The sequence below is a fragment of the Vibrio xiamenensis genome (genome assembly GCF_900100015.1).
Classification (GTDB): Bacteria; Pseudomonadota; Gammaproteobacteria; order Enterobacterales; family Vibrionaceae; genus Vibrio; species Vibrio xiamenensis.
The window spans coordinates 12,105-32,210 of sequence record NZ_FNDD01000028.1 but is presented as its reverse complement, the minus strand read 5'-3'; the positions used below and the strand labels follow the sequence as shown (position 1 = coordinate 32,210).

The following is a 20,106-nucleotide window of genomic DNA, read 5'->3' as shown; positions in this document are numbered from 1 at the left end:
TTATGCATCCATTGATTGTTACCCTGACGCTACTTGGCCGCGCTTTTTATGAACGTCCAGCCGAGGAAAATCGTGATTTATACCAACACCTTGCTGAACTGCCAAACATGTTGCAATGGCCGAATGCCAAGCACATCGCAGCGCTGATTGGCGATTTGCCTACGCTAACGCTTGAGGAGCATGAATACCAATATTCAGTGCTGTTTGAGGGCCAAGGCCACATGGCTTGCCCGCCTTGGGGTTCAGTGTATCTGGATAGACATAATATGGTGTTTGGTGAAAGTACTCACCGCTACGAGGCTTTTCTTGCCAGTTGTGGTTTAACGCTTGAGCATTCCTCACGCGAGCCACAAGATCAGTTCGGCCTAATGCTACTGGCGCTGAGCCAATTGCTGATTAACGAGCAACACTCACAAGCCGTGACTTTGCTTGAAGACCATCTATTCACTTGGTGTTTTCGTTATTTGCAATTGCTGGCCGCCAACGAGACCAGCCGTTACTACGCCATTTTGGCAAGCGTGGCGGAAACTCTGCTCGGCGAGCTTAAAGCAGAATTTGAAATTAGCGAGCAACCTGTCGAGCTGTTCTTTTAGCGCTGTTCCAGCGATGCCAATTTAATCTTCAAGATATAAAAAAGCCTCTGTTTTGAAGAGGCTTTTTAACGTTCGACACAACCAATCTTCGCTTAGAAGCGGCCGTCGTAGTCAAACTCATATTGACCACTACGATTGGGTTTTAGCCACTTAAGCTGAGAGCTCAGGTTTTGCGGAAACTCTGGTTCAGGCTTAAACCAAGCGTGGGTTTTATAGCGCTTGTTACTTTGCAAGGTTGCGCTGAAGCCACTGCTGACTTGGTCACTTTGCTGACTGCCTTTGACATCAATAACGCTGTCTTTACAGTTGATGTCAGCTACAACCGGGCCAACTTGCAATTCACCCATTGGCGAGCTGAGTGATTGAGTGTTCCACACCAAAGTACCCTCACCATCATGACAATACGGCGCAGCATAGTTCAGCGATTTAACCGTTAGTTCTAGCTGACCATCAAGATCGAGTGGCACCGGAATCGGCGGCAAGTAAGGCATCAACTGATTGACGGGCAGCGACGCAACCAGGTTTTCCACATACGGCCCTGAGAGCTTGTAACCAACCACACCGCGGCCAATCACGCCCATATCGCTACCACGGCCAAAACGTACTTGCGCCTCGGCTTTAGCGGTAAACAATTTCCATACGCTGAGTTTCCATTGCAACTGACCAAAGTTTTGCCCTTGCCAGGCAACGCTCTGCGCTTGACCGTTCCACACCGTGCCGCTGGCACCTTCCACTGTTAATTGAGCGGGGAGAGGCAACCAGTTAATGATTCGCGCTGGCATATTCGCCACTGCGCTAACCAATAACACCAACAGGCATCCCAAGCCCAATAGCAGGTATTTTTTCACTGAATTATCCTTTACTAAACTGCAGGCGTTTGACGTCAACCACGCCCTCTTTGTCGCCTTTATCTAAGTCGACAAACATCGCGTTGACTCCTTGCTCAACACGCAAGTAAGCGATCCAATCAATCAAACGGTTAAACGGCATCGGTTGAACCCAAACTTGCATCATGTCACCGCGCGGTTGCACGCGCACTAACTCGACATTAAAGCGTCGTGCTGATGACGAAATAATTTGGTTAAGCGGCTGATTGGAAAAAGCTTTACCGCCCTGAGCGCGCAGTTCGGTGATGGTGTTCGCTTGCTCTTTTACCCACGACAACAGCTGCTTCTCACTGGCGGCGCGTTGCTCCGCTTGTTTGGCTTGCTCTGCCACTGGTTGCCAAATTCCCCAGTATAAAATACCAAGCACCAGCAAAATGGCGCCGCAAATCAGTAAGCGCTGCTCACGTTGGGTGATGCTCGACCACCACTGCCTAGCCAAAGCTATCCAGTTTTTCATCCGTTCGCTCCTGTATGCTGTTTAAGTACAAACGTACCGTTAACTAAGGTGCCAGAACGGTTGAGTTGACCTTGTTCGACCAAAAATTGGTTCGACAGCGCTTCGCGTGCCTTTTCAAAAGTTTCAAAGTCTTTACTCTTAGCTTCCATCTGTACTTCTTGACGACCGCTATCGTATTTGATGCTGATGATCGACAGGTCTTTAACTGTTTTTAACGCCTCAGGCAGCTTCATCCACCAATTCAAAACCGTATCCGTTTGGCTACCGCCGCCGGACAACAAATTGACTTGGCTTTCCATTTCGCGCTTCAAATAGCTGACGGTCGGAATGCGGTTTTTACCACTGACCGAGCGGAAAATACGTTCACTTTCATCTCGATATTGATCGGCTTGCGCCTGATAATTACGTAGCTGCAACCAGTTATTGCCAAGCGAAACCAGCAGTAACACTCCCGCTGCAATCGCGGTTTTTTGCCAGATTTTCCAGTAGCGCCCGAGAGAAGACTTGGGCTTAAACTCGCCAGTAAGTAAATTGACTTTGCTGGCGATAGCTCCTTGAGCGAGCAATTGCATCACCAGCACTGGCTCCACGTTTTGCCACTCTTGCCCTTCATTAAGCGCTATTTCTGGTAGCGGCGAATACGCGAACAGCGGCAGATATTCATCGCCATCTTTGACCCAATCTGAACTGGCGATGATCGGCAGCCAAGAGGCATCAACACCGATCGCCTGCTGCGGCGACTTTTTCATTAACCAGTGGTCAGCAATTTCAACCGCGCTGATACCTTCAACCGTTGGCAGCGCAAACGCATCCGGCATCACTTGTTTAACCGCCAGCCCACACGAGCTTAAATAGGTCAAACAGTCATGAAACCAGCGTTTTTCAACCGCACACACTGTGGCTTCGCCCGCTTGTTTACCAATCACCGCAAAGTGCAGCTCATCAACATCCTGCGCCAATTCATCTTCCAATAAATACGGCAGCATATGTTCAAACTGGCGCGCGCCACCCGGCGGCACTTCCACGTTATGGTTGATCACGTCCTGACTTGAGATCAGCAAAATCACGCTACGCAGCTGAGCGTAGTTGGCAAGCTCGGCCATGGCATCCCAGTTCGGGATTTCACCACTGGCGATCACCTCGTTTTGTTGCTCAGACCACGCCAGCCATTGGACTGGTGAAGCCTTATTGCTGCTCAGCCGAACGATCAGAAACTCGTTCACCGATTCCTCCAAAGCGACGGCGAATCACCGTCGCAGTTTCTCGATTCTCACTAAATAATAAACTGCGAATACGCACTCTTGAGTCGTTAACCTTTACCTGAGCATCAAGCTCAAAGTACGCGCTATCCACAGTGACATGATCTTTTAAATCATCGAGATCATCATCGCTCAGCGCAGCCAATGCGGGGCTGGCGAGGAAGTCATCGATTTGCGCCCAACCATCATAAGGTCGGCCTTGAATCAGGTTTTGCGCCACACTTTCATCAGCGCTGCTGCCCAGCATCGCGGCGAGCAACTTGGCTTGGCTGACATCCAAAGTATTGACGTTGATCTTAAGAGCATCGGTTGGCAAGGCGCACACATAGGGCGCCAACTTCTGCATCACATCGCCAGTCACCTGATACACGGCCCGCATTTCGCTGCTATCAGCAATATAACCGTTAGGTGCTAAATACGCTGGCGACATCGCTTCATAGGTGTTGTCTTCAACCCCAGAAATAGTATCGACGGTATCGTTACTATCGATAAAATCCTGCATTGAATGGGCAATGGTTTCCGCTTGATAGCTTTCCACATCCAGCGACTCCAACAAGCGCTCCAAGACTGCGGTTTTATACGCAGTTTGCTGATTAGAAGTCTGCTGTACGCTCGCCAAAGAATTCAAATTAAAGCACGCCTGCTTATCGTACATTTTTCCGCTCAACTCGCCATAATCAAGCGGATAGGTTTGTTCTTCAATCGCCCAAGGTTGAGACAAATTGATCGTGTCGCTGTCGGTGAAGCTCTGCTCAATCGCGACTTTGGCTAACGCTTCCGCGCCAATCGTATACCAATAGGCTTGCTGATAACTGACCTGATTTTGCGCGCGATGGAACTGACCAAACAGCCGCTCTGACATGGTCGCGGCGATGGTCGCCATCATAGCGACAATCAGCAGCACCACAATCAACGCTACACCGCGCTGACGCGGCTTAGTCGTCACTGTTGCTCGAGGTATCACTACTCGACTCCTCTTCGCTGTCAGCGCTGCTGGTTAAGGTCGCGCCAGTGGTGAGATAAATCCGCTCAATCTCACCGTAATCTTCCAGATTGAGCTTAATATCGACCGCTTTGGGCAGAGTATTGTCTTGCTGCCACTCTTGTTGCCACTGTTTGCCATCAAAAAAGCTCATAGACCAAGATTTCACTTTGGTCAAAATCGGACGGCTTAAACTCTCTTGGCCAGCTGGCGTATCCGGGTAGCGCCACCACACTCGCTCGAGCACATCGTCTTTAATTCGATAGCCCACTTTAGTGACTTCACCGCGTGGAAATTGCTGCTGGGGATTTTGCCATCCGCCGCGCGCAAACATCACGCCTTGGCTATCGGAATCTAATAAGTATTCTTGCCATAACAACAACTTGGTTGATGGCTCTTCACCTTCGCTACGCATCGTGCGCGCGGTCATTTGGCGAAAATCGTTATCGAGGATGATCATCGCCCGCTGTAATTCTTTCAGACGCTGAGATTTTTCCTGCGACAACTCGTTACTGCGGCTAACTTGATTAAGCACTTGGTAAGCGCCGACGCTTAAACTGGCAAAAATCGCAATCGCCACCAGCACTTCAATAAGGGTAAATCCTTGGCTACGCTGACGTTTATTCGCTGGCATCTTGCGGCTCCACATAACTGCTGACCGACAAAATCGGCGCGCCTTTCTCGCTCGCCGCCACACTTACCGTAAACGCTTGGAGTAAATTATTGGCCGTTTTCACTGGCGTAATTTGCCAATACCAAGTGCGACCCGCCATCTCTTCTTTGCCTTTTTGCTTGGTCAAAGCCCCTTCACCAAGCATGACTTTTGCCATCTGGTTATCGACCACCAGCGAGGCGAAAGTCTTTTCTTCCAGATAGGTTAGGGTATTAATGTGTTGGCTCACCGAACGTATGATGGCGATCGCCGCGGTAGCAAATATGGCCAACGCAATCAGCACTTCGAGCAGCGTCATGCCGCGCGCGTTATGACTTGGCTTGCTCATCACGTTCTCCGGGCGCCAAAATTGCGATAGCGCCGTTTTCACGAGCGATGATTCGCCAGCCATCGTTAACCCCTTGACGAGGTAAATGCAGAGCCAAAGTAAAAGCGGTAATCTCACCACTTGAGGTGATCAGAACTTGCGGTGCCGGCAGTTTTTTCTCGCTCTTTTCTTCGGCAAATTTATCGTCGTCAAACAAGCTTTCATTGGGATCAAACAGGCGGTCTTTATCTTGCCAAGCGCTGCTGCCCAAATCGAATTGCATCACCACGCCATCACTCAGCTCAGTGACCGCAGGAATATCATTCAAAGTGAGTTCTTCCCAGCCTTTATCGCCAAGTTGCATTAAGGTGTAGCGCGATTTTTTTTCGTCGACTCGCAAACCGAACTCTTTGCCACTGAGCAGAGCTTCTTCATTAAGCAATTGGATACGCTGAAAAAAACTTCTTGCTTGCTGCTTGGCAACGTCGGAAGCGCTGGTTGGAAGCGTGCCAATGACCGCAACGGACGCCACGGCTAACAGGACTAGCACCAAAAGAATTTCAAGTAATGTGAAACCGCATGGGCGAGACATAGACGAAAAACGGGCAGGCTGAGCCTGCCCTAAAATATTATTGATAATCTTGAAGATTCCAGTTGCCGATGTCTGCGTTAATGCCTTCGCCGCCTTCTTGGCCATCTGCGCCAAAAGTGAACACATCGATAGTGCCTTTATCGCCAGGGCTTAGGTATTGGTATTCATTGCCCCATGGGTCGGTTGGCAGACGCTTGATGTAACCGCCATCACGGTAGTTACGTGGCTCTGGGCTGCTTGGTTTTTTCACCAAACCTTCTAAGCCTTGGTCAGTGGTTGGGTAAACACTGTTGTCGAGTTTGTACATATCCAGTGAGTTTTCCAACGCGACAATATCGGTAATGGCTTTTTGTTGGTCGGCTTTCTCTTTGTTACCTAACAGGTTAGGAACCACAAAGCTTGCCAAAATACCTAAAATGACCACGACAACCATGACTTCTAATAGGGTAAAGCCCGACTGCTTCTTATACATGCGTTTCATTTGTTTCTCCAATTGGTAGCGAACACCTTAAGGTGTCGCCCTAGCCACTCATTAAGTTATTCATCTCTAGAATCGGCATCATGGTTGCCATGACGATAAACAGCACTAGGCCGGCCATCAGAGCAATCAGTGCGGGAGTGAAAATGCCCAAGGCGATATTCACCGTCGACTCAAAGTTTGTATCTTGGTTATCTGCTGCGCGGGTGAGCATGCTTTCAAGCTCACCACTCTGTTCACCACTGGCAATCATATGCAGCATCATTGGTGGGAACAGTTTGGTTTGTTCCAGCGCTTTGCGCAGGCTCGCCCCTTCGCGAACGTTGTCGGTCGCCAACAAAACTTGCTGTTTGACGTAGTGGTTAGACATTACATCAACCGCGACTTTCATGCCGTCCAAAATCGGCACCGCACTTGAAGTACAGATCGATAAAGTACGGGCAAAACGCGAGGTATTTAAGCCACGAGAAATCTTACCAATCAATGGCATAGAAACAATTTTGCGATCCCACTTCAAACGCAAATTGGGCTTACTCAGCGCCCATTTACCGACGTAAGTGCCAATCACTACCAGCACTAAAATCACCACCCCCCAGTGCTTGATAAAGTCACTGGATGACAGCAAAAATTGGGTTGATTTCGGCAGTTCTTGGCCCATCTGGACAAATTGGCCGACGATTTTTGGCACCACCGCCGCGAGCAAAAACGCCACGATACACACCGCAAACACCACCAGCACAATCGGGTAGATCATCGCTTGTTGCAGTTTAGAGCGCATTTTCTGGCGGTTTTCGGCGTAATCCGCCAGACGTTCTAGCACCGCATCCAAGTGACCGGATTTTTCACCCGCCGAAACCATCGAGCGAAACAGTTCATCAAAAATATGGGGGTAGTCGCCAAGGCTGTCTGCCAAGGTATAACCTTCGGTGACTTTCGAGCGTACCGCCAACAACATATTACGAATACGCGGCTTTTCGGATTGCTCAGACACCGCACGCAAACACTCTTCAAGTGGCATACCCGATTGCACTAAGGTCGATAACTGGCGCGTAATCAACGCCAAATCCGGCGTGCTGATGCCACGTTTGAAAGACACCGCCGCAGGTTGCGCTTTGTTGTGCTGACCGCCGCTGTTATTGCCCGAACGGGTGGTAACGACTTCAACTGGAATCAGGCCTTGCTCTTTCAGCCGCGCGCGTACCTGACGCGCATTATCCCCTTCAAGGACACCGCGTTTGGTTTTGCCTTTGGCGTCGAGCGCTTTGTATTCAAATGCTGCCATTATACTTCCTTGGTCACCCGCATCACTTCTTCAAGGCTGGTGATCCCAAGACGGACTTTGGACAAGCCATCACTGCGAATACTTGGCGTGTGATCGCGCACCGCACGTTCAATCGCTTGCTCGCCCGCTTCACTGTGAATCAATTCTTGCACCGCATCGTCAATCAAAAGCAACTCATGAATACCGGTTCGGCCACGGTAGCCTTTGTGATTACACTTCTCACAGCCATGGGCACGATGCAGCGTCAGCTCTTCATGCTCCTCCAAGCCAAACAGTTGTTTCTGCTCTTTGTTGGCTGCAAAGGGCTGTTTGCAGTCTGAACACAAAGTACGTACCAAGCGCTGCGCCAACACACCTAGTAGCGATGAAGAGATCAAAAATGGTTCAATACCCATATCACGCAAACGGGTAATCGCACCGATCGCGGTATTGGTGTGCAAGGTCGACAGAACCAAGTGACCGGTTAATGACGCTTGAACCGCAATTTGCGCGGTTTCCAAGTCACGAATCTCACCGATCATCACCACGTCTGGGTCTTGACGCAAAATTGCGCGCAGCCCGCGAGCAAAGGTCATGTCGACTTTAGGGTTAACTTGAGTTTGGCCGATGCCGTCGATATCAAATTCGATCGGATCTTCAACGGTGAGAATGTTGCGTTCGTTGCTGTTCAGCTCTTGCAAGCCAGCATACAAAGTGGTGGATTTACCCGAACCGGTTGGACCGGTCACCAGTAAAATACCGTGTGGACGTTCGATGATATGGCGGAATTTTTCGTGAGTGGATGGCGTCATCCCCAAACTATGCAAATCAAGACGCGTGGCGTTTTTGTCGAGCAGACGCATTACCACGCGTTCGCCATGCGATGACGGCATGGTTGAAACCCGCACATCAACTGCGCGGCCACCGATACGCAACGAGATACGGCCATCTTGAGGCACTCGTTTTTCAGCGATGTCGAGTTTGGCCATAACCTTAATCCGCGATACCACCAGCGGTGCCAGTTTGCGACTTGGTGATAGCACTTCACGCAATACACCATCAACGCGAAAACGAATCGAGAGAATTTTCTCAAAGGTTTCGATGTGAATATCCGACGCGCCTTCTTTGATCGCTTCGCCAAGCATGGCGTTGATCAATTTGATGATCGGCGCATCGTCTTCCGATTCCAGCAAGTCTTCGTCTTGAGGTAACTCTTCAGCTAGCGAGAAAAAGTCTTCTTTATCGGCGCCAAGATCTTCCATCAACTGACGCGCTTCCGACGAATCACGTTGATACGCAGCGGTTAATTTCAGCTCAAATGCTTCACGGTCAATTTCAACTAAAGTAAAACTCTCGGCGGCAACACGGCGTACTTCAAGCAAGGCTTCAACCGCCAGTGGTGCAACATAGTACAGCACCAGCTGTTCTTGATTGGTTTCCAGTACCAACTTAAAGCGATTGGCAAAACTGAATGGCAATCGGCGATAAGCGGCAGCGGCCGAGAGAGTTTCACTCATAATTATTTGCTTTCCATCTGTTCGATAAAGGCTTGAATTTCCGCAGGATGTCCCATGTCATCACCGTATTTCGGCATCACTGGAATGTTGTCGTTATCCATCAAGGTTAAACCTTTATCCGCTTTGTACAGTTGCTCTGCGCGAATGAAGTTGTACTTACGCTGGGTGATACCATCCGCCGTCACGCCATCACGAATAATGGTTGGCTTGAGGAACACCATCAGGTTGCGTTTTTGCACTTCGGTTGAGGTTGATTTGAACAAGTAGCCAAGGACAGGAATGTCGCCAAGTAGCGGTACTTTTGACTCACTTTCAACGGCGCGCTCGTCAATCAAACCGCCGAGTACAATCATTTGACCATCGTTAACCATCACCGAGGTATTGAGCTGACGTTTAGCAAAACGTACGTCAACCGCACCATTGGCACCTAAAACGTTCGATACTTCTTGCTCGATTTTAAGCTGCACAGAGTCGCCTTCGTTGATCTGTGGCGTCACTTTTAGCTTAATACCGACTTCTTTACGATCCACGGTTTGGAACGGGTTTTCGTTATTTGAACCCGCGGCAGAACCAGTGATAACCGGAACTTCTTCACCAACGATGAACGACGCTTCGTCGTTGTCCATCACGGTAATACTTGGCGAAGACAGAATGTTTGAGGTTGAGTTATTGGATACCGCTTCAATCAGCGCTGTCCAGTCGCCCATCAGCACGCTCACCGCCGCACCATTCACGCCAGATAGCGCCGATGCTAAGGTTGAATAATCGCCTTCTTCGGTTGATTGGCGAGTCACCCATTCGTCGTCGTCAGAATCCCAGTAACTCTCTTCGGTTTGAGTATCTTTCGCTTCTTCCAAACCCACCATCACTTGGCCAATTTGCGCCGAGCTATTGCCGTACTGAATGACCGAACCGCTTTCCAGCGAGCCCCATTGTACGCCAAGGCTAATACCGTCACCTTCCGACATTTCTACGATCAACGCTTCAATCAGCACTTGAGCACGGCGAATATCGAGCTGAGAAATCACATCTTGCAGGGCGAGCATGATATCTGGCGGCGCAGTAATCACTAACGAGTTGGTACCCGCGTGCGCTGCGATCAGCACTTGGTCACGGCCTTTGCTGCTCGACGATGATTTGCCATCACCGCTTTTTTCAGCTTGCAGGTTTTCAGAAACCCCTTTCAGCACATCGACCACCTCTTCGGCCTTGGCGTATTTCAGGTAGATAACCTTGTTATTGCCTTTGGTCGCCATTTCGACATCGAGTTGCTTTATGATGCGTTTGAGGCGCGCACGCACTTGCGGCTCACCAGAAATCAAGATTGAGTTGGTGCGATCATCGGCCACCAGCTTAGGCTCAAGAAATGCTGGGGTGTTTTTGGCATCTTGGGTTTTGTTTAGTGCATCAACAATGCGCACCATTTCCGCAGCAGACGCGTTATTAAGCTCCACCACTTCAATGTCTTTGTTGCCGGCTTGGTCAACACGTTTGATGATATCGGCCAAACGGTTAACGACTGCAGCGCGGCCAGTGATCAAGATGATATTGGCTGGGTCATAGTGCACCACGTTACCCGCACCGGCATTATCGTTAAGCTGGCGCAAAAGTGGCGATAGCTCGCGCACTGAGACATTACGCACCGCAACGACACGCGTGACGACCGCATCGCCTTTAGCGCTGTCGTCGCCAACCACAGGAATCGCTGAGGTTTTGGCATCTTTGGATTTGATGACTTTCAGAACACCATTATCCATTTCGATGACGGCATAACCATAAACTTCCAAGACATTCAAAAAGAAGCGGTAATATTGGTCTTCTGAAAGCATATCGTAGCTGCGCACATCAATTTTGCCGCGCACCGAAGGATCCACAATAATGGTTTTTTCCAAATTGCGGCCAACGATATTAATGAACTCCTGAATATCGGTACCCTTAAAACTGGCACTGTATTCATTCGCTACGGCCATTGGCGAAGCTAATAGGCTCCCGAGCAATAACCAGGCACTTTTATTGAGCCAATGCTTCACTGTGTTCTCCTTGGAAGAATAACGAACGCGCTAATCTTATAATTCAATATAAATATCATAGGGTTGACCATCTCTTTCAACCGTTAAATTCAATTCTGTTAAGTCGGGTATCGATTTAAATATCTCGGACATCACTTTTGGATCCGATAAATCGTTGCCGTTAATTTGGGTGGCAATATCGCCATCTTGCAAACCGACTTCTTCAAACAACTCTGGGCTTTTGCCTGCGGTTAAACGATAACCGACCACATCATTGTCGCGTTTTACCATCGACATGCGAATGTATTGGAACAGTTGTTGTGGGTTTTCTTTTATTTGAGCACGAACTTCATCCAAGGTTGTCGCAACCGAGTCATTTTTCGGTTTTGAAGCGTTACCCTGTTCTTCATGCTCGCGATCATCGTTATTATGCACCTCACGATCTTCAGGGTCAGCACGCTGGGCGCTTGGCGAAGTTCGTTTAGTGTAATCGATGCCTTGCAACATCACAGTTTCGTTGCGACCGTCGTTTTCGACAATCACGCGATCGCTGTGTACGGCGACCAATTTAGCGCGAGTACCATCCAGTACTTCACCAACACCGTAAGTCGCTTGCTCGCCATGATTAGCAATCACAGCGAGACTCTTTTCTTGCACAGAACTGATAACGACACCAACCAGAGTAACATTCAAGCGGCTCTTAGGCGCATCTTGTACCACTTTCGGTTGAGGTTTTTTCTCTTGTTCTTGGTAACGACCAAACAGGTTGCTGCGCTGCAAAACTGAGACATCGATTTGGTGATTTGGTTTCGTATGATTTGCTGCGCCCCCAGAATTGGGTGACCATGGTGAAATCGGGGAAGAGGGAAGAAATAACCACACCATTTGCCCCAATAACCATGCAGTAATAAGCGCAAGGATACAGGTTGCTATGCGGCTCAAACGGGCTTGATTTTTGAGTATGGGTTGTAAGAACTGTAATGGATTGGTTGTTATATCGCGGAAACTCACGCTTCTTCCTTTGTGGTCAATTCAGTCTATAGTGACACCACAGACCTATACTTGTTCAAATCCTTTCATACAAGTAGTCAAGGCTGTTCAAGTTGTGCATATCCTACTAAGTTAATAGCCGATCTACAAAACAAAATATTCCACACAATATACCACTCTGAGCATATTGTATGAGACGAGTGTAGATTTTTAGATCTTGCTTGAAAAATGGGAGCGCTGTCACCATTGTTTAGTTATCTATCAAAAGTGGCATCACTGTACATCCTTAGAGGTAATATTTGCCAATGGGTTCCAACACCGAAGCCGTTCGCTTGGATAAATGGCTGTGGGCGGCGCGTTTTTACAAAACTCGCTCGATTGCTCGTACCATGGTCGACGGCGGTAAAGTCCATTATAATGGCCAACGCAGTAAACCAAGTAAAATGGTTGAACTCGGTGCGGTGATTACGCTGCGCCAAGGTAACGAAGAAAAAACCGTTACTATCGAAAAAGTGTCTGATCAACGTCGCGGAGCGCCAGAAGCGCAAACGCTGTATAGCGAAACCGCCGACAGCATCGAAAAACGCGAGCAAGAAGCACAGCGTCGTAAGCTTAACGCACACAATCCGAGCCCAGAGCGTCGCCCGGATAAAAAGCAGCGTCGCGACATCATTAAATTTAAACATCAATAAGCTGGAATATTCTCGAGAGGAATCGCCACATGGCAAACAATGTATTACACCGCTACTTATTTGAAGATTTATCTGTACGCGGCGAGTTGGTGCAATTGGAAGATACGTACCAACAAATCATTTCTAGCAAGGAATATCCAGCAGCGCTGCAAACTCTGTTGGGTGAGCTTTTGGTGTCAACCACACTATTAACGGCGACGTTAAAATTTGAAGGTTCTATTACCATTCAATTGCAAGGTGACGGTCCGGTATCGCTCGCGGTTATCAACGGCGACCACGATCAAAAAGTCCGTGGTGTTGCTCGTTGGGAAGGTGACATTGCCGACAACGCCACGCTGCATGAGATGATGGGTAAAGGTCACATGGTGATCACCATCGATCCAAAACAAGGTGAACGCTACCAAGGTGTGGTTGGTTTAGAAGGCGATAACTTAACTCAAGTGATCGAAAACTACTTCGCCAATTCAGAGCAGCTTAAAACGCGCCTATGGATTCGTAGCGATGATAAACACGCCGCTGGCATGCTGATTCAAGTCATGCCTGACGGTACCGGCAGCGCCGACGATTTCGAGCATCTTGAACAGTTGACCAACACCGTTAAAGATGAAGAGCTATTTACTCTCGAAGCCAACGAATTGCTCTACCGTTTATACAACCAAGAAAAGGTGCGTTTGTTTGAACCGCAAGCGGTAGAATTCCACTGTGGCTGTTCTCGCGAGCGCAGTGGCTCTGCCATCGTCACGCTGGAACGCTCAGAAGTTAATGATATCGTTGCAGAAATTGGCGCAATTTCACTACATTGTGATTACTGTGGCACGACATACTCGTTTGACGCAACCCAAGTGAACGAGTTGTTTGAATCTGTCGATCAATCCAGAAAAAAAATGCATTAATTTGTACAATTTATCAAGCACGATAATTTATTCAAAAAGCCAGCGATTCGCTGGCTTTTTTTGTGATCTCACTCGCCGCCAAGCCTGATTCCACAAGGCCGCATGCCGTACTTATTTTTTTAAAATTAATAATGCTCAAGCACTAGCGCAATGCTTTGCGCACACGATAAACTGACAGGGCTAATATGTGACGGATCGCTTAAACCCACAGTAAAATAGTGGTTATTTTTTGAACTACCTCCCTGTTTTGCTAAAGGCCCGTTGCTAGCATGATGAGCAAACTAAAATAAAACATTATTAAAAATACTAAATTCCCTACAAAAATTCCGATAAGGAGCACCTATGACCGTTATGGAACATAATAAGGCTGCAACAATAAACCTCTCCCAGTACGGGCTTCACAATGTCAAAGAAGTGGTGCGTAACCCAAGTTACGACCTGCTTTTTGAAGAAGAAACCCAACCCCACCTCGAAGGGTACGAGAAAGGTGTTGTCACTGAACTCGGCGCAATCGCGGTTGACACCGGTATCTTTACTGGCCGCTCACCCAAAGATAAATACATTGTTAAAGATGCGACCACACAAGAACACATGTGGTGGACCTCTGATGCAGTGAAAAACGACAACAAGCCGATCACTCAAGAGATCTGGAATGACCTGAAAGACACGGTTACAGATCAACTCTCAGGAAAACGTCTGTTCGTGTTAGACGGTTACTGTGGTGCAAACCCTGATACTCGCCTTAGCATTCGCTTCATCACTGAAGTGGCTTGGCAAGCGCATTTCGTGAAAAACATGTTCATTCGTCCAAGCGAAGATGAGCTCACCAGTTTCGAGCCTGACTTCGTGGTCATGAATGGCGCGAAATGCACCAACCCAAATTGGCAAAAACACGGTCTGAACTCTGAAAACTTTACCGTGTTCAACCTGACTGAACGCATGCAATTGATTGGCGGTACTTGGTACGGCGGCGAAATGAAAAAAGGTATGTTCGCGATGATGAACTACTTTTTGCCACTTAAAGGCATCGCATCCATGCACTGCAGCGCCAACATGGGTAAAGATGGCGACGTAGCGATTTTCTTCGGCTTATCTGGCACGGGGAAAACCACGTTATCAACCGACCCTAAACGCGCGCTAATTGGCGACGATGAGCACGGCTGGGACGACGATGGCGTATTTAACTTTGAAGGCGGCTGCTACGCAAAAACAATCAAGTTATCCAAAGAAGCTGAACCTGATATCTACAACGCAATTCGTCGTGATGCGCTACTTGAAAACGTCACCGTTCGTCCTGACGGCTCAGTCGACTTTGACGACGGCTCAAAAACCGAGAACACCCGTGTTTCTTACCCGATTTACCACATCGACAACATTGTTAAACCGGTATCGAAAGGCGGTCATGCCAATAAAGTGATCTTCCTTTCTGCGGATGCATTTGGCGTGTTGCCTCCGGTGTCAAAATTGACCCCAGAGCAAACCAAATACCACTTCCTATCTGGTTTTACCGCCAAATTGGCGGGTACTGAGCGTGGTATCACAGAGCCAACGCCAACCTTCTCTGCATGTTTTGGCGCAGCGTTCCTAACTCTGCATCCAACCAAATACGCTGAAGTGTTGGTCAAACGTATGGAAGCGGTGGGCGCTGAAGCTTACCTTGTCAATACAGGTTGGAACGGCAGCGGCAAACGCATCTCGATTCAAGATACTCGCGGCATCATCGATGCGATTCTTGATGGTTCGATTGAAGAAGCCCAAACCAAGCACATTCCAATTTTCAACTTGGAAGTGCCAACGGCGCTACCAGGTGTGGATGCCAGCATTCTCGACCCACGTGATACCTATGTCGATCCATTGCAATGGCAAAGCAAAGCGGAAGATTTGGCCCAGCGCTTTATCAACAACTTTGAAAAATACACCGACAATCAAGAAGGTAAATCATTAGTCAGTGCCGGCCCTCAACTCGATTGATGCACGCAAGCTGATTAAGTGACCTCAACGGAAAATTAGTACTAAAGCCCCTCTTTTGAGGGGCTTTGTTATTGAAGCGACGGGAGAAATGTTTCAAGCTAGGCTGAACTGATGAATGAGGTAGCACGAAAGAATGAAAAAACTCTGGTCTGGTGTGGTGATTTTGCTGATAGTCAGCCTGGTGTTGATTGGCGCAGCTTTTACTGCTCTGTTCACCCCGTACGCGACGACCTTAGTTAACCGTGTCCTCGAATACTCTCCGCTAGATATCCAAGCCCGTAGCGTGCACTACGACTACCCAGCCCACTTTACGTTTGACCACGCCCAGATTCATTTTGACAGACAAACACTTAATGTTGACCAAGTCCAAGTGTGGTTATCGATTTCACAACTACTCGATCGCAAAGTCCAGTTCGACAGCGTCCTGCTCGACGGTATGGATTTAACCACCGATCAACTCAAACAATTCAGCCCACAATTGCATCCATTGAGTATGCAGCAGCTGGCAATTAAGAATTTAAAATTGACCGGCGAAAAGTGGCAAGTTCATGAATTGAGCGTGCAAGTTCGCAATCCCGAATGGCAAAGTAGCGAGCAAATTCTGCCGTTTGGCAACCTACAAGTGTCTGCTGGGGTGTGGAAAATCAACCAAGAAACACTCAGCGATATTCTCATTGATGCCGAATATCGGCCGCAAAATAGCACTATCTACGGCGGCTCATTTCACTGGCGCAATGCCATGATTTCAGGCCAAGCGGAGCAATATGGTCAGCAGTGGTCTTTAGTCAATGCCACCATTAATCATCTCAACGTACCCGAAAATGAGCCACTGCCAACGTTAATCGATTTATGGTCACCGTTTACCAGTCAGCTATTTCACATCAATAGCTTAGATTTACTCAATAGCAGCTTTAGCCTACAAGGCTATCGCATCAATAATGCCGATATTTCAATTGAAGATGTCGACCTGCGCCGCTCTTTGTACCAGCAGCAACACGCTTCGTTGTCGTTTAACGCCGACAGCATCGACAACCAACAATTACAGCTGATTGAGCCGAGTGCCAAACTCGAATTTGCCGATCGCCGAATTCAAATTGAAGATTTTGATAGTGAGTTTGCCGAAGGTAATGTTCAGCTTTCGGCGACCATTACTCCCGAAGAGTTGGTGTTCCACCAGCTGCATGCCAGCGACATTAAGATTCTCGACCACAGCCAGCAATATGCGCAAACCCTGCGCCAATGGTTAAGAGGCTTTAGTTTCGTCAAATTTGACCAACTTGATATCAAGCGCGGTCAGATCATTCAAACCGAGCGCGAACCCTATTGGCAACTGACGGGAATTAATGCTTCCGGCTCACAACTTAGCTTAGTCGAGCACCATCAAATCGGGCTGTGGGATGGCCAAGCGGAGTTGTCGGCCAATAATCTTAGCTATGACCAAGTGATGAGTTCGCAGGCGATCATTGAACTAAATGCTGAGCATGGTCGTTGGAGTATTTCACGACTGTTTGTGCCGCTAGAACAAGGTTATTTGGATATTACCGCCAATGGAGATTTAAATGCGATTAGCCAGCCATGGCAGTTATCAGCGGAAGGTGATGGCGTGCCGATCAAGCCATTGGCGCGCTATTTTACCACTCCGGTAAGCTTGCAAGGTTTGGCTGATTTCAGCGCTACGCTAAATGGCCTGGCTGGCGATCAATCGATGCTGACTCATTCTCTATCTGGCGAGCTCAAAGCGGCGATTCGCCAAGGCCAAATACAGATTGCCGATGGCGCGAATACGCCCGCCCAAAGTCAATTTTCGATTGATGATTTGCAGTTATCCGCTGACCGCGGGCGCATTGAAGTCAATTCAGGTAACGCCAATGCATCACTGCAAGGCAGCCTAGATTTGGTTTCGCGCCGTTCAAACACGCTCGCGCTATCGATTCAAGGTCAGTGCGGTGAATTTCATTCCGACGTGGTCAGTCAAACCATTTCTGTCGGCCCTCAGTCGCAACAATGTTTGGATTCCAAACCGCAACAGCCTGAGTCAACGAGTGATAACGACGAAACCGCTGACGAGCAAACTCAGCTTCAACAGCCGAGCGATGAGGCTCAAGCCTCGCCCGATGCAATCAAGGATTGATAGTTAGGCAACAGCATATAGGTACCAGTAAATTCGACCGCTGCGACATCATCACTGTAAATCACTACGTGAATGACAATTCGGGCTTTGCGCCCTGACTCTAGGCGATCCAAGTCGCCACTAATGCCATCCATCGAGGTCGATGCCACAGGACTGTGTTCCACCGGATGGTGATAACGAATGCGGCTATCCGCCAACACGATATCGGCACTTAAACCACGCTCTTTCATTAACAGCCAAGTCATGCCCCAGCCGGTTAACGTTGCCAAAGTAAATGCCGAACCCGCAAACATCGTATTATGCGGATTAAGGTTTGGGTTAAGCTGAGCGCTGCATTCGAATTGATAACCGTTGTACTGATTGATTTTGATGCCCATTTTGTCACTGATTGGAATCTGAGTTTCCCAGCGCTGCTGCAGCTCAGCGCACCATTCAGGGTTTCTCAATACGTTGGACATCGGATTAAGCTGTTTGACCATCTGTTGATGGCGCACCGGGCCACGTTCATCATTGAGTTCGCCGCGGCGCTCAAAACCGTTCTTCTCATAAAATGCGATCGCATCTTCACGGGCACTACATACTAGGCGTTTGGCACCTTCTTGCAGCGCCAATGACTCAAGAGCGACCAACAGCAGCGAACCCATGCCTTTGTCGCGACGATTACCTTTCACCGCCATATAGCGAATTTGGCCGTCGTTATCAGGGGTAATATAAAGGCGTCCGATGGCAATTGGTCTGCCTCGGCTATCGGTGATCATGCGGTGATGACTGGTGGCGTCGTACTCATCACGCTCGGAACCTATCGGCATACGCCAAGGTTCACGCAGCATTTGCCAGCGAAAATGATAATACTTGTTGAGCTGGTTATCGGTTTTCGGCGTAATCAGTTTAAACATAGTCATCCCTTAAGTTGTTTTTAGCATACTTCACCGCGATGCTAGGCAGTCTGAAATCCATCCAGTCCTGTCATTATACTTGTCATTAATAATTATACTTGCAGCCAGAAAGTCACTGGGCCGTCGTTGATAAGCGAGACTTTCATGTCTGCAGCAAATCGACCCCGCTCTGTAGGCAATAACGCTTCGCACTGATCAGCAAAATAATCGTACAAACGCTCGGCATCTGCCGGGTGGGCACCACGAGAAAAACCAGCGCGAGTGCCTTTCTTGGTGTCTGCGGGCAGTGTAAATTGCGACACCACTAACAACTGACCACCGACTTGCTGCACGTTAAGGTTCATTTTTCCCGCTTCGTCTTCAAACACGCGGTAAGTCGTAACACGCTCCATTAGACGTTTGGCTTTTGCTTCATCATCGTCTTTCTCAACCCCAAGTAACACAAGTAGACCTTGGTCGATTTGACCGACGATTTCGCCGTCAACGTTAACTGCAGCTTCACTCACGCGTTGAATCAGTGCGATCATCTTTATTCCTTTCATCGAGTTGCGGATGGACATGAGTGAAAGAGTCTACCACGACAAGCCCTTTACTCCAGTGCTCTCGCTCACCAAGCGCGGCGGTTATTTCCGCGCCAAGCAGCACGATCATCCAACACAGATACACCCAGATAAACAGAATCGGTATGGCCGCCAGAGCCCCATAAATGAGTTGGTATGATGGGAACTGGGTAATGTAAAACGCGAACCCTTTTTTGCTCAATTCAAACAGCAGCGCTGCGCTCGCCGCACCAACAATCGCATGTGAAAACTTGACGCGTTTATTCGGTACTAAAAGGTACAACCCCATAAACGCAAAGAAAGACAACATGATCGGCAACCAACGCAGTATGACATCATAAAGACCGGAGATGGTTTCATTTTCGATAAGTTTCAGAGACGTAATATACGATGTTACCGCGATGCTCGCACCGACTAACATAGGGCCGAGCGTGATCACCATCCAATACATCGCAAAAGAGAACATCGCTTGGCGCTGACCACGCGCACGCCAGATATAGTTGAGATTCTTATCAATATTGGAGATCAGCATTAGCGCCGCAACCACCAAAAACGCACTACCAACTGCGGTCATTTTGCCGGTGTTTTGAATGAATTCACTAAGCGCCATGCCAACCGCTTCTCCGGCGGCGGGGACAAAATGGGTGATAATAAATTGTTGAACCACCTCGCCGACATCAGAAAAAACTTCGAATTTTGACAGCACCGAAAACAATACCGTCAACATTGGCACAATCGACAATAACGTGATGTATGCCATATAACCTGCACTCACACTCACACGATCATGTATAACTCTGGTAAATAGATAGCGGAAGAATTGTACGGTTTGTCTTGCGAACGCGGCAGTTTTCACCTTGTAACCGCTTAATCTGTGGTTCATGCTATTACCCAACAATCTGTGACTCGGAAACATTCACTTCCGAGATCGGTTTGATTCTTCAACTTATTGTAATGG

General features: G+C 48.5%; 20 protein-coding genes. 5 read left to right on the top strand and 15 right to left on the bottom strand.

The window, feature by feature from the left end; all coding sequences use genetic code 11:
- The first annotated feature begins 2 nt into the window (after positions 1-2).
- Entirely contained in the window at positions 3-593 is a 591-nt protein-coding gene (locus tag BLS03_RS18975; RefSeq protein ID WP_093277783.1) for a TorD/DmsD family molecular chaperone, read from the top strand.
- A 92-nt stretch (positions 594-685) separates the two neighbouring features.
- Here BLS03_RS18975 and BLS03_RS18970 read toward each other — a convergent pair whose 3' ends face one another.
- Genes BLS03_RS18970 through gspC form a run of 12 tightly spaced genes read right to left on the bottom strand, consistent with a single transcriptional unit; the run spans position 686 to position 12,026 of the window.
- Positions 686-1,441, bottom strand: a complete 756-nt coding sequence (locus tag BLS03_RS18970; protein ID WP_093277781.1) for a type II secretion system protein N — start codon at positions 1,439-1,441, stop codon at positions 686-688.
- A gap of 4 nt (positions 1,442-1,445) precedes the next feature.
- Positions 1,446-1,937: a type II secretion system protein M gene (locus BLS03_RS18965; RefSeq protein WP_093277778.1), complete on the bottom strand. Its 492-nt coding sequence runs from the start codon at positions 1,935-1,937 to the stop codon at positions 1,446-1,448.
- The gene (gene gspL, locus BLS03_RS18960; RefSeq protein ID WP_093277774.1) at positions 1,934-3,160 is read right to left on the bottom strand and encodes a type II secretion system protein GspL; all 1,227 of its coding nucleotides are present in this window, start codon (positions 3,158-3,160) and stop codon (positions 1,934-1,936) included. The genes BLS03_RS18965 and gspL overlap by 4 nt, the downstream gene beginning before the upstream one ends.
- On the bottom strand, positions 3,123-4,160 hold the full coding sequence (gene gspK, locus BLS03_RS18955; protein WP_176765637.1) for a type II secretion system minor pseudopilin GspK: 1,038 nt from the start codon (positions 4,158-4,160) through the stop codon (positions 3,123-3,125). The genes gspL and gspK overlap by 38 nt, the downstream gene beginning before the upstream one ends.
- Positions 4,132-4,812: a type II secretion system minor pseudopilin GspJ gene (gene gspJ / locus BLS03_RS18950; protein ID WP_245696738.1), complete on the bottom strand. Its 681-nt coding sequence runs from the start codon at positions 4,810-4,812 to the stop codon at positions 4,132-4,134. Before gspJ ends, gspK begins: the two co-directional genes overlap by 29 nt.
- Positions 4,799-5,179, bottom strand: coding sequence for a type II secretion system minor pseudopilin GspI (gspI, locus tag BLS03_RS18945; RefSeq protein WP_093277769.1), 381 nt, complete (start codon positions 5,177-5,179; stop codon positions 4,799-4,801). Before gspI ends, gspJ begins: the two co-directional genes overlap by 14 nt.
- The gene (gspH, locus tag BLS03_RS18940) at positions 5,160-5,750 is read right to left on the bottom strand and encodes a type II secretion system minor pseudopilin GspH (RefSeq protein WP_093277766.1); all 591 of its coding nucleotides are present in this window, start codon (positions 5,748-5,750) and stop codon (positions 5,160-5,162) included. The genes gspI and gspH overlap by 20 nt, the downstream gene beginning before the upstream one ends.
- A 37-nt stretch (positions 5,751-5,787) precedes the next feature.
- Entirely contained in the window at positions 5,788-6,231 is a 444-nt protein-coding gene (gene gspG / locus BLS03_RS18935; protein WP_093277763.1) for a type II secretion system major pseudopilin GspG, read from the bottom strand.
- Between the two features lie 40 nt (positions 6,232-6,271).
- Positions 6,272-7,510 (bottom strand): type II secretion system inner membrane protein GspF, encoded by a 1,239-nt coding sequence (gene gspF / locus BLS03_RS18930; RefSeq protein WP_093277762.1) that lies wholly within the window; start codon positions 7,508-7,510, stop codon positions 6,272-6,274.
- Positions 7,510-9,006: a type II secretion system ATPase GspE gene (gene gspE / locus BLS03_RS18925; protein WP_093277759.1), complete on the bottom strand. Its 1,497-nt coding sequence runs from the start codon at positions 9,004-9,006 to the stop codon at positions 7,510-7,512. Before gspE ends, gspF begins: the two co-directional genes overlap by 1 nt.
- Before the next feature lie 2 nt (positions 9,007-9,008).
- On the bottom strand, positions 9,009-11,036 hold the full coding sequence (gene gspD, locus BLS03_RS18920; RefSeq protein ID WP_093277757.1) for a type II secretion system secretin GspD: 2,028 nt from the start codon (positions 11,034-11,036) through the stop codon (positions 9,009-9,011).
- 36 nt (positions 11,037-11,072) lie between these two features.
- Complete coding sequence (gene gspC / locus BLS03_RS18915) at positions 11,073-12,026, bottom strand: type II secretion system protein GspC (protein WP_245696737.1); 954 nt, start codon at positions 12,024-12,026, stop codon at positions 11,073-11,075.
- Positions 12,027-12,310: 284 nt separating this feature from the next.
- On the opposite strand from gspC, the gene hslR reads away from it, so the two are divergent.
- The 4 genes from hslR to BLS03_RS18895 all read left to right on the top strand — a co-directional run bounded on the left by hslR (position 12,311) and on the right by BLS03_RS18895 (position 17,692).
- Positions 12,311-12,697: a ribosome-associated heat shock protein Hsp15 gene (hslR, locus tag BLS03_RS18910; protein WP_093277755.1), complete on the top strand. Its 387-nt coding sequence runs from the start codon at positions 12,311-12,313 to the stop codon at positions 12,695-12,697.
- A gap of 29 nt (positions 12,698-12,726) precedes the next feature.
- The gene (hslO, locus tag BLS03_RS18905; protein WP_093277752.1) at positions 12,727-13,590 is read left to right on the top strand and encodes an Hsp33 family molecular chaperone HslO; all 864 of its coding nucleotides are present in this window, start codon (positions 12,727-12,729) and stop codon (positions 13,588-13,590) included.
- A 342-nt stretch (positions 13,591-13,932) separates the two neighbouring features.
- Complete coding sequence (gene pckA, locus BLS03_RS18900) at positions 13,933-15,561, top strand: phosphoenolpyruvate carboxykinase (ATP) (RefSeq protein ID WP_093277749.1); 1,629 nt, start codon at positions 13,933-13,935, stop codon at positions 15,559-15,561.
- Positions 15,562-15,694: 133 nt separating this feature from the next.
- Positions 15,695-17,692, top strand: coding sequence for an AsmA family protein (locus BLS03_RS18895; protein WP_093277747.1), 1,998 nt, complete (start codon positions 15,695-15,697; stop codon positions 17,690-17,692).
- Here BLS03_RS18895 and BLS03_RS18890 read toward each other — a convergent pair.
- The 3 genes from BLS03_RS18890 to BLS03_RS18880 form a co-directional block, all read right to left on the bottom strand.
- Positions 17,662-18,588, bottom strand: a complete 927-nt coding sequence (locus BLS03_RS18890; protein WP_093277744.1) for a bifunctional GNAT family N-acetyltransferase/hotdog fold thioesterase — start codon at positions 18,586-18,588, stop codon at positions 17,662-17,664. The genes BLS03_RS18895 and BLS03_RS18890 overlap by 31 nt on opposite strands.
- Before the next feature lie 92 nt (positions 18,589-18,680).
- Positions 18,681-19,115 (bottom strand): D-aminoacyl-tRNA deacylase, encoded by a 435-nt coding sequence (gene dtd / locus BLS03_RS18885; protein WP_093277742.1) that lies wholly within the window; start codon positions 19,113-19,115, stop codon positions 18,681-18,683.
- Positions 19,087-20,031, bottom strand: a complete 945-nt coding sequence (locus BLS03_RS18880) for a virulence factor BrkB family protein (protein ID WP_093277739.1) — start codon at positions 20,029-20,031, stop codon at positions 19,087-19,089. The genes dtd and BLS03_RS18880 overlap by 29 nt, the downstream gene beginning before the upstream one ends.
- Positions 20,032-20,106 lie beyond the last annotated feature (75 nt).